Origin of the sequence: Spirillospora sp. NPDC047418 (assembly GCF_040643275.1) — a bacterium.
Classification (GTDB): domain Bacteria; phylum Actinomycetota; class Actinomycetes; order Streptosporangiales; family Streptosporangiaceae; genus Spirillospora.
In genome coordinates this window covers 1-9,713 of sequence record NZ_JBEYTW010000165.1, presented here as the reverse complement: position 1 = coordinate 9,713, position 9,713 = coordinate 1, and the positions used below count along the sequence as shown (strand labels likewise).

At 72.0% G+C, this 9,713-nt stretch carries 7 protein-coding genes; 4 read left to right on the top strand and 3 right to left on the bottom strand.

All coding sequences use genetic code 11. The features are described from left to right. Window positions 1-47: 47 nt before the first annotated feature. From ABZ806_RS44090 to ABZ806_RS44080, 3 genes are read right to left on the bottom strand one after another with little or no spacing between them, the layout of a single operon-like run. Window positions 48-1,589 (bottom strand): glycoside hydrolase family 43 protein, encoded by a 1,542-nt coding sequence (locus tag ABZ806_RS44090; protein ID WP_500225790.1) that lies wholly within the window; start codon window positions 1,587-1,589, stop codon window positions 48-50. After that, window positions 1,586-3,913 (bottom strand): glycoside hydrolase family 3 N-terminal domain-containing protein, encoded by a 2,328-nt coding sequence (locus ABZ806_RS44085; protein ID WP_500225789.1) that lies wholly within the window; start codon window positions 3,911-3,913, stop codon window positions 1,586-1,588. The genes ABZ806_RS44090 and ABZ806_RS44085 overlap by 4 nt, the downstream gene beginning before the upstream one ends. Then, window positions 3,910-4,941 carry a LacI family DNA-binding transcriptional regulator gene (locus tag ABZ806_RS44080; RefSeq protein WP_500225792.1) on the bottom strand — a complete coding sequence of 344 codons (1,032 nt, stop codon included), beginning with the start codon at window positions 4,939-4,941 and terminating at the stop codon, window positions 3,910-3,912. Before ABZ806_RS44080 ends, ABZ806_RS44085 begins: the two co-directional genes overlap by 4 nt. A gap of 282 nt (window positions 4,942-5,223) precedes the next feature. Here ABZ806_RS44080 and ABZ806_RS44075 point away from each other — a divergent pair, with 282 nt between their 5' ends. The 4 genes from ABZ806_RS44075 to ABZ806_RS44060 all read left to right on the top strand — a co-directional run bounded on the left by ABZ806_RS44075 (window position 5,224) and on the right by ABZ806_RS44060 (window position 9,588). Further along, window positions 5,224-6,516: an extracellular solute-binding protein gene (locus ABZ806_RS44075; RefSeq protein WP_500225788.1), complete on the top strand. Its 1,293-nt coding sequence runs from the start codon at window positions 5,224-5,226 to the stop codon at window positions 6,514-6,516. Then, a complete protein-coding gene (locus tag ABZ806_RS44070; RefSeq protein ID WP_500225785.1) occupies window positions 6,513-7,505 on the top strand; it encodes a carbohydrate ABC transporter permease in 993 nt (330 codons plus the stop codon). Before ABZ806_RS44075 ends, ABZ806_RS44070 begins: the two co-directional genes overlap by 4 nt. After that, entirely contained in the window at window positions 7,502-8,329 is an 828-nt protein-coding gene (locus ABZ806_RS44065; RefSeq protein ID WP_500225779.1) for a carbohydrate ABC transporter permease, read from the top strand. The genes ABZ806_RS44070 and ABZ806_RS44065 overlap by 4 nt, the downstream gene beginning before the upstream one ends. A gap of 182 nt (window positions 8,330-8,511) precedes the next feature. Continuing rightward, the gene (locus ABZ806_RS44060; protein ID WP_500225776.1) at window positions 8,512-9,588 is read left to right on the top strand and encodes a lytic polysaccharide monooxygenase auxiliary activity family 9 protein; all 1,077 of its coding nucleotides are present in this window, start codon (window positions 8,512-8,514) and stop codon (window positions 9,586-9,588) included. Window positions 9,589-9,713: the final 125 nt, after the last annotated feature.

Here is a 9,713-nt window from a genome sequence, read left to right as displayed (position 1 = left end):
GGCGTGTTGTTGTTATCCGGCGGCTCATAACAACAACACGCCGCAGGTCAACGGAGCGGGGTGTATTCGAACCAGGCGAAGTCGGCGTGGTTGGTGCTCGCCCGGCCGCCGGACGTCGCGTACAGGCCGATGTAGGTGCCGGTGAAGCCGCCCGCTACCTGGCTGGTGAGGATGTCGCCGTCCACGGGATCGCCGAGCGGCCTCCAGACGCCCGGCTCCACGCTGCAGGTCGCCTGGTACCAGCGGCCGTGCGCCTCGAAGCCGAGCCCGACCGGCCCGGGAGCGGCCGGTCCCCTCGCCAGGACCGTCTCGATGCCCTGCTCGCGCTTGACGAGGCGCAGCCCCATGCCCGTCGACACGAGCAGGACGTGGAAGTCGCCGTTCTGGACGAGCGCGAGCCCCGCCGACTCCTCGTCGGCGGGAGTGAAGTCCAGCGCGGTGAAGGCGGCGAAGTCGTGGTGCTGCTGGCGCCGCCCGACGAACGACGGGTTGGCGGCGTCGGCGAGGCTCTCCGGGCGGACGCGCAGCCGCAGATGCCCGGGACGCTCGGCCAGGCTCCACCACCGTTCCCGCGGTGTCCGCGGCATGTTCCAGGCCGGGTCCAGCTCGGGTCCGGCGAACTGGTCGCACACCGGGACCGCCGGCCACGGGTGCGGCGGGAGCGCGGGCGCCGGATGGCCCGCCTCCAGCCGCCCGCCGGTGACCGGCCACCCGTCCTCCCAGACGACCGGGGCCAGGAACGTCTCCCGGCCGAGGGCGCACCGGTCGCCGTGGTGCGGGCGCATCGCGAGCAGCACCATCCACCACTCGCCGCCCGGTGTGTCCACCAGGTCGGCGTGCCCGGCGCCGACGATCGGATGGCCGGCGCCGAGGTTGCGGTTGGTCAGGATCGGGTTGCGCGGATTCCCCTCGTACGGGCCGGTCACCGCGTCGGCGCGCGCGACCATCACGGCGTGGTCCATGGCCGTGCCGCCCTCGGCCGTGAGCAGGAAGTACCGCCCGCCGGCCTTGTAGAGGTGCGAGCCCTCCGACCAGATCGCGCCCTTGAGCGCCCCGTCCCAGATCACGTGCTCGTCGCCGGTCAGCGCGAGCGCCGCCGGGTCGAACTCGCGCAGCCAGATCTCGGTGTGCCCCTCGTACCTGCCGGTCGGCCGGGTGCCGGTGCACCAGGCGCGGCCGTCGTCGTCGAAGAACAGGGACGGGTCGATGCCCTCGCCGTCCAGCCGGTGCGCGTCCGACCACGGGCCGGCCGGATCGGACGCCGTCAGCACGAAGTGGCCCGACCACTCCGCGCCGTCGACGAGCGTGCAGACGAGGTAGAAGGTGCCGTCGTGGTGGCGGAGCGTCGGCGCGTACAGGCCGCCCGACGCCGGGACGCCGTCCAGGGGGAGCTGGTCCGGCCGGTCGAGCGCGTGCCCGATCGGCCGCCAGTGCACCAGGTCGCGGCTGTGGAACACCGGCAGGCCGGGGAACCATTCGAAGGTCGACGTCACCAGGTAGAAGTCGTCGCCGGTGCGGCAGATCGACGGATCGGGGTGGAAGCCCGGCAGCACGGGGTTGCCGAACCGGGCGTCGCCGGGCGGCGTCAAAGCGGCGTCACCTCCACGGGCACGGTGAGGACGCGGTCCGTGCCGAGGTCCCGGACGGGGCCCTCCAGCGTGAAGGAGCCCTCCAGCGGCAGGTCGGCGCTCGACCGCCCGACCGCGACCTCCACCACGCCGGGCTCGACGATGCGGCGCAGGTCCGGCCCGGTGAAGGAGGTCCGGTCGGCGTGCACCTCGAACGCCACGCGGGCCGCCGCGCCGGGCTCCAGCCGGACCCGGGCCCACCCGGCGAGCCAGCGCACCGGCCGTACCACGGACGCGACCGGGTCCGACAGGTACAGCTGGGCGACCTCGGTCCCCGCCCGGTCGCCGGTGTTGCGGACGACCGCGCTGACCGTGACGGTCCCGTCGGTGGCGGCGCGCTCGCCCACCGCGAGGTCCGCGTACTCGAACGTCGTCCAGGTGAGGCCGTGGCCGAACGGGTACAGCGGGACGGGGTCGACCGTGCTCCAGTCGTGCCCGCCGTCCATCGGCGACCGCAGGTAGGTGACGGGCGAGCCGGACGCGCGGCGCGGCACACTGATCGGCATCCGCCCGGACGGGTCGACCCGTCCGGCGAGGACGCCCGCGACCGCGCGTCCGCCCTCCTCCCCGGGGAAGAACGCCTGCACCACGGCGGCGGCCCGGTCGGCGACGCCCTCGATCGCGTACGGCCGGCCGCTGAGCATCACGATGACGGTGGGCGTGCCGGTGTCCAGGACGGCGTGGGCCAGCTCCGCCTGCCGCCCCGGCAGCGCGAGCGTCTCGGCGTCGCAGCCCTCGCCGGAGGTGCCGCGGCCGAACAGCCCGGCCCGGTCGCCGAGCACGAGCACGCACACCTGCGCGTCCCGCGCCGCGGCGGCGGCGGCCTCGATGTCGGCGTCGTCGGCGACGAGCACGTCCTTGGAGCCCGCCACCCGGACGCCGGGCAGCTCGCCGCGCAGCGCGTCGGCCACGGCGGGGATGTCCAGGCCGAGCGGCAGCTCCGGGTGCTGGCGGCCGACATGGCTCGGGAACGTGTAGCAGCCCATCATCGCGAACGGGTCCTCGGCGAGCGGCCCCGTCACCACGACGCCGTCGCCGGAGCGCAGCGGCAGCACGCCGTCGTTGGCCAGCAGCACGACCGACTCCTCGGCGAGCCGCCGCGCGAGCGCGCGGTGCTCGGGCGGGTCGAAGTCCAGCGCCGCGCCGTCCCCGCCGGCGTCCTCCGGCCGGGGCGCGCCGTCCAGGAGGCCGAGTTCGGCCTTCATCGCCAGCACCCGGCCGGCGGCCCGGTCCAGCAGTTCCTCCGGCACGGCGCCCGACCGGACCAGCTCCAGCAGCGGCTCGCCGTAGCAGCGGACGGTCGGCAGCTCCACGTCGATCCCGGCGCGCAGCGCGAGGGCGCCCGCCTCGCCGCGCGACCCGGCCACCCGGTGCCGGGTCTCCAGGAACGAGATGCCGAAGTAGTCGGCGACGACGAGGCCGGTGAAGCCCAGCTCGTCGCGCAGCAGCCCGGTCAGCAGCCGCTCGTCGCCGGCGGCGGGCATGCCGTCCACGTCGGTGTAGGAGTGCATGACCGAGCGGGCGCCGCCGTCGCGCAGCGCCATGACGAACGGTTCGAGGACGACGTCGGCGAACTCGCGCGGCCCGATCGGGGCCGGCGCCATGTTCCGGGCCGCCCGGGAGGCCGAGTAGCCGGCGAAGTGCTTCAGCGTCGTGACGATGCCGGACCGTTCCATGGCCCTCACGTAGGCCGTGCCGAGGACCCCGACGAGATACGGGTCCTCGCCGATGCACTCCTCCGTCCGGCCCCAGCGGGCGTCGCGGACGACGTCCAGCACCGGTGCGAGGCCCTGGTGGACGCCGGCCGCCCGCAGCGTGGACCCGATCGCGGCGGCCATCTCGCCCACCAGGCCGGCGTCGAAGCTGGCGCCCCACGCGGGCGGGCTGGGGAACACGGTGGCGCCCCACGTCATGAAGCCGTTCAGGCACTCCTCGTGCGCGATCGCCGGGATGCCGAAGCGGTTGCCGGCGGCGACGATGCCCTGCAGCTCGCGGAGCCGGGCGGCGCCCTCGGCGGCCGGGACGGGAGAGGTCCCGAACACGCGGGTGAGCTGCCCGAGGCCCCGTTCGACGAGCTCGTCCAGGGACGTCTCGCCCAGGTCGTCCTCCATCGGGGCCACGGGCTCGCCCGGTCCGGCGGGTATCGCCCAGAACCCGGCGAGCTGCCCCGCCTTCTCCTCCGGCGTCATCCGGGCCAGCAGGTCGGCGACCCGCTCGGCGACCGGCGACCCGGGGTCCTGCCAGGGCTCGCGGGTCGCGCTCGCGGCCGGGGCGGCTTCGGTCATCGTTCCTCCGAGGGGGGCGGCGGGGCGGTGGAGGCGCGGACACGCAGGTCGGTGGCCAGCTCCACGCGCGGGGTCAGCGGGGGGCGGCCGTCCAGCAGCTGGAGCAGCGTGCGGGCCGCGACGCGGCCCATCTCCTCCAGCGGCTGCCGGACGGTGGTGAGCGGCGGCGAGAGCCACTCGCAGGTGGGCAGGTCGTCGAAGCCGACGACGCTCAGGTCCTCGGGGATGCGCAGGCCGGCGAGCCGGGCCGCCTGGTAGGCGCCCATGGCCTGCTCGTCGCTGCCCGCGAAGATCGCGGTCGGCGGCTCGGGCAGCTCCAGCAGCTCGCGGCTGCGGGCGAAGCCGCCCTGGTGGTGGAAGTCGCCGTACCGGACGAGGTCCTTGTCCACCTCGATCCCGGCGCGCTCCAGCGCCGTCCGGTAGCCGTCCAGGCGGGCCTGGGTGCAGAGCATGTCGGCCGGGCCGCCGATCATAGCGATGCGGCGGTGGCCCAGCCCGATCAGGTGCTCGGTGGCGGCGAGGCCGCCGGCCCAGTTGGTCGCGCCGACGCTGGCGATGTCGGTGTCCGGCAGGTTCACCGGATCGACCAGCACCAGCGCGACACCGGCCCGCTCCAGCTGCTCGCGCTGGCGGCGGGTCATCCGGGACGTCACCAGGATGACCCCGTCGCTGTGGTGCAGCGCGGGCAGGTTCTGCCAGCTCGGCGGCCGGGCGTCGTCCTCGCGCACCAGCGAGACGACGACGCCGGTGCCGTGCTCGGCGCACTCGCCCTCCACGCCGCGCATGATCTCGACCGCCCACGGGCTGTCGAGGCCGGCCAGGACCAGGTCGATCAGGCCGGACCTGCGGGCCCGGCGGGAGCCGCCCGGACCCGGGTAGTTGTGGGCGCGCAGCAGCTCCTCCACCCGCTCGCGGGTCGCGGCCGCCACGTCGGTCCGGCCGTTCAGGACCTTGGACACGGTCGCGGGGGAGACCCCCGCCTTCGACGCGATCAGCGCCAGGGTCGGCCGGGACGGCGGGTCCGGCATCCCTTCGGTGGTGCGCACGGGCACGCTTCACTCCTCCCCGAGGAAACGATTGCGAACAGTATCGCAATGTTTCGCTCGCTCCTACCCCCCGTGTCGGACTTCTCAACATTTCATTTAGGTCAACAGTGCCCGAAGTCTTGACCGTGGCGTGGCCTTTTCTTAGAGTTCCACGGCAACGGCAAGCTCGAAGACTTTCGAAAAATTTCGAAGCGGACGACTTCCGCGCCGTCCGTCCCCCCAGTCACTTCCAGGCCAGGCCCACCCCCGATCCAGGAGGCCATCATGGGCATTCCGCACCTGTCGCGCCGTTCGTTCCTGACCGCAGTCTCCGCAGGCGCCGTGGTGGTCACCGCCGCACCCCTCCTCGCCGCGTGCGGCGACGGCGACTCCGCAGGCGGCAAGGTCACCGTCGAGTGGATGGACATCGCGACCACCGAGCCGTCCAAGACGCTCTATCCGCAGATCGCCAAGGCGTACGAGGCCGCGCATCCGGACGTCAAGATCAAGCTCACCAACCTCGAGAACGAGGCGTTCAAGTCGAAGATGACGGCGCTCACCGCCTCCGGCAAGCTGCCGGACATCTTCGTGACGTGGGGCGGGGGCGTGCTCAAGCAGCAGATCGACGCCGGCCTGGTCAAGGACGTCACCTCCGACGGCTCGGCCATCCTGAACACGATGACGCCGGTGTCGCAGAAGCCGTACCAGTTCGACGGCAAGACCTACGCCATCCCGTACGACATGGGCGGCGTGGGCTTCTGGTACAACAAGGCGCTGTTCGAGAAGGCCGGCGTCAAGGACACCCCGAAGACCTGGACGGAGTACCTGGACGCCGTCCGCAAGCTCAAGACCGCGGGGATCACGCCCATCGCGATCGCCGGCAAGGACAAGTGGCCCGAGATGTACTACTGGGCCTACCTCGCCATGCGCATCGGCGGGCTGTCCGCGCTCCAGCAGGCCCAGCAGAACAACGACTTCAGCGGCGCCGCCTTCGTCTCCGCCGGGGACAAGCTCAAGGAGCTCGTCGACCTGCAGCCCTTCCAGAAGGGCTTCCAGAACGCCGGGTACGACGCGCCCGGCGGGCAGGCCGCGACCATGGGCGGCGGCAAGGCCGCCATGGAGCTGATGGGGCAGTGGGCGCCCGCGGTGGAGAAGGACGCCTCCGGCAAGGACCTCGGCGACGACCTCGGCTGGTTCCCCTTCCCGACCGTGGAGGGCGGCCAGGGCACCGCCACCGAGGTGTTCGGCGGCGGCAACGGGCACGCGCTCAGCAAGGACGCCCCCAAGGAGGCCATCGACTTCCTGGCCTTCCTCATGAACAACGAGAACGAGCGCAAGCTCGTCTCCTCGGGTGCGTTCATGCCGGTCGTCAAGGGCGCCGAGAGCGAGCTCGACAAGAACCGCAAGCTGGTCGCCGACGCGCTGAACAGCTCCACCGGGTTCCAGCTCTACCTCGACCAGGCGTTCCCGCCCGCCGTCGGGCAGGAGGTCAATGACAGCGTCTCGGCGCTGATCGGCGGCAAGAAGACGCCCCAGCAGGTCACCGAGTCGGTCACCAAGGCGGCAAAGAGCCAATGACACTGTCCGCCACGACCGAGAATCGGCCGCGGCACGCCTCGCGGGCCCCGCGCAAGCGGGGCCCCGAGGCGTCGGCGTGGGCGCGGGTGCGCGGCTGGGCGTCCACCACCTGGTTTTTGCTGCCGGCCCTGCTGCTGTTCTTCTTCTTCGTCCTGATCCCGATCTTCGTCGCGTTCTACACGAGCTTCTTCCACTGGGGCGGCTTCGGGCGGCCCGACGACTTCACCGGCCTCGGCAACTACCGCAAGCTCGCCGACGACCCGGTCTTCCGCGGCGACCTGTGGCGCGGCCTGCTGCTGGTCGTGTTCTCCATCGCCGTCCAGCTGCCGATCGCGCTCGGCACCGCCGTGCTGCTGAACCAGAAGATGCGCGGCCGCGCGGTGTACCGGGCGATCTTCTTCGCGCCCTACATCCTGTCCGAGGTCATCGCCGGCGTCCTGTTCGGCATCATCTTCCTGCCGGGCGACGGGCTCGCCGACAAGCTCGTCGGCGACCTGCCGCTGCTCGGCGACCTCGCCGGCCGGTGGTTCGCCGACCCCGACACCGCGCTGCCGACCCTGTTCGCCGTCATGACGTGGAAGTACTTCGGGTTCCACATGATGATCTACCTCGCCGGGCTGCAGGGCATCCCGTCGGAGGTGCTGGAGGCCGCCTCGATCGACGGGGCGGGCCCGTGGCGGCGGTTCCGCAGCGTCACGCTGCCGCTGCTCGCCCCGACCCTGCGGATCAGCGTGTTCCTGTCCGTCATCGGCTCGATCCAGCTCTTCGACCTCGTGTGGGTCACCACGACGGGCGGGCCGACGCACTCCACCGAGACGATGGCCGTCACCATGTTCCAGTTCGGCTTCAAGCGCTACCAGATGGGCTACGCCAGCGCGATCAGCGTGGCCATGTTCGTGATCAGCATGATCTTCTCCCTGATCTACCAGCGCTACGCGCTCCGCCGCGACCTGCAGGGCGCGGTCACCTCCGCGGGAGGCCGCCGATGAGAGCGACCCTCGCGCGGAGCATGTCCCGGCACGCCATGGTCTGGCTGCTCGGCTCCTTCATCGTCGTCCCGCTGCTGTACGCGGTGATCTCCGGGTTCAAGACCACCGGCGACCTCACCGCCGACCCGTTCGGGCTGCCGGACCACTGGCAGGTCTCGAACTACACCGGCATCCTGTCGTCGGGCGACTTCTGGCGGCAGATCGGCAACAGCGTGATGATCGCGATCGCCACGACGCTGATCACCGTCGCGGTGGCGGCGATGGCGGCGTTCGCGTTCGCCCGCTACGCCTTCCGGGGCCGGGAGTTCTTCTTCACGCTGTTCGCGATGGGGCTGATGTTCCCGCCCGCGGTGGCCGTGCTCCCGCTGTTCGTCCTGCTGCGCTCGTTCGGGCTGCTGGACAACCCGCTCGGCATCGTCCTGCCGCAGGCCGCGTTCGCGCTGCCCGTCACGATCATCATCCTGCGGTCGTTCTTCCGGACGATCCCCGCGGAGCTGGAGGAGGCCGCCATCATGGACGGCTGCAGCCGGTTCGGGTTCTTCTGGCGCATCCTGCTGCCGATGGCGCGGCCCGCCCTCGGCACCGTGTCGGTCCTCGCCATCGTGACGAGCTGGAACAACTTCTTCCTGCCGCTGCTGGTGCTGGCCGACCCGAAATGGCAGACGATCCCCGTCGGCATCCAGCAGTTCCAGGGGCAGTACTCGACGAACTACGCGCTCGTCATCGCCTACATCGTGCTGGCGATGGTCCCGGCGCTGGCGTTCTACGCCGTCGCCGAGCGCCAGCTGATCGGAGGGCTCACCGCCGGCGCCACGAAGGGCTGAGCGAACAGACGGGCCAGGGCCGAGCGCCCGCCGCGGGACGGCCCGGACGACCGCGTCCGGGCCGTATGGTCCTGTCCTCCCCGGCCCCGGATGAAAGGCTGAAAGGACCGTTCCGGGGTCCGGTGGTCCGGAGTTAGCTTCCGGTTGGACAGGACTCTCCTCACCCCGTGGACGGGAGGACGATGGGAAAGCGACGACGAAGGGCCCTCGTTGCGGGGGCGGTGCTCGGCCCCGCCATGCTGGCCGGCGCCCTGCTGACGGCGGTGCCGGCGTCCGCGCACGGCGCGATGATGATGCCGGGCAGCCGCACGTACCTGTGCTGGAAGGACGCGCTGACCGCCAGCGGGCAGCTCGTCCCGCACAACCCGGCCTGCGCGGCGGCGATCGCGGAGAGCGGCACGACGTCGCTCTACAACTGGTTCGCCGTGCTCCGCTCCGACGGCGCCGGCCGCACCAGCGGCTTCATCCCCGACGGGCAGCTGTGCAGCGGCGGCGCGGTCGTGTACGACTTCAGCGGCTACGACCTGGCCCGCGACGACTGGCCGGTCACGCACCTGACCTCCGGCGCGAACGTCGAGTTCAGGTTCAACAAGTGGGCCGCGCACCCGGGGACGTTCCGCACCTACATCACCAAGGACACCTGGAGCCCGACCCGCCCGCTCAGCTGGGACGACCTGGAGAGCGAGCCGTTCTACAGCGCCACCGACCCGCCCAGCGTCGGGTCGCCCGGCAACGAGGACGCCTACTACCACTGGAACGCCGCGCTCCCGTCCGGCAAGAGCGGCCGCCACATCATCTACACCGTGTGGCAGCGCTCGGACAGCAACGAGACGTTCTACGGCTGCTCCGACGTCGTGTTCGACGGCGGCAACGGCGAGGTGACGGGCGTCGGCGAGGGCGACGGGGACCCGACCGACCCGCCCACCGATCCGACCGACCCGCCCGGCACGCCCGGCATGGTGTGCACCGCCGAGTACCACTCCGTCAACAGCTGGGGCGGCGGCTACCAGGGCGAGGTCGAGGTCACCAACACCGGCACGCTGCCGCTCAACGGCTGGATGGCCCACTTCACCTTCGCCAACGGCGAGACGGTCGGCAGCCTGTGGAACGGCACCTACACGCAGTCCGGCCCGGACGTCACGGTCAAGAACGCGGCCTGGAACGGCTCGCTCGCCGTCGGCGCCTCGGCCACGTTCGGCTTCACCGCGAACGCCCCCAGCGGGGCGACGACCCTGGAACCGCACTGCATGACCTCCTGACAGCAACGGCTCCCAACAAGAACACGGCCCGCGGCGTCCGACAGGGAACGCCGCGGGCCGCTCCCATTCCCGTTGACCTGCGGCGTGTTGTTGTTATGTGCCGCCCGATTACAACAACACCCCGC

Bases quoted from the DNA above. Each gene is read 5' to 3' on its own strand.
- ABZ806_RS44060 (WP_500225776.1), top strand. From the start codon at position 8,512: ATGGGAAAGCGACGACGAAGGGCCCTCGTTGCGGGGGCGGTGCTCGGC.
- ABZ806_RS44070 (WP_500225785.1), top strand. From the start codon at position 6,513: ATGACACTGTCCGCCACGACCGAGAATCGGCCGCGGCACGCCTCGCGG.
- ABZ806_RS44065 (WP_500225779.1), top strand. From the start codon at position 7,502: ATGAGAGCGACCCTCGCGCGGAGCATGTCCCGGCACGCCATGGTCTGG.
- ABZ806_RS44085 (WP_500225789.1), bottom strand. From the start codon at position 3,913: ATGACCGAAGCCGCCCCGGCCGCGAGCGCGACCCGCGAGCCCTGGCAG.
- ABZ806_RS44075 (WP_500225788.1), top strand. From the start codon at position 5,224: ATGGGCATTCCGCACCTGTCGCGCCGTTCGTTCCTGACCGCAGTCTCC.
- ABZ806_RS44080 (WP_500225792.1), bottom strand. From the start codon at position 4,941: ATGCCGGACCCGCCGTCCCGGCCGACCCTGGCGCTGATCGCGTCGAAG.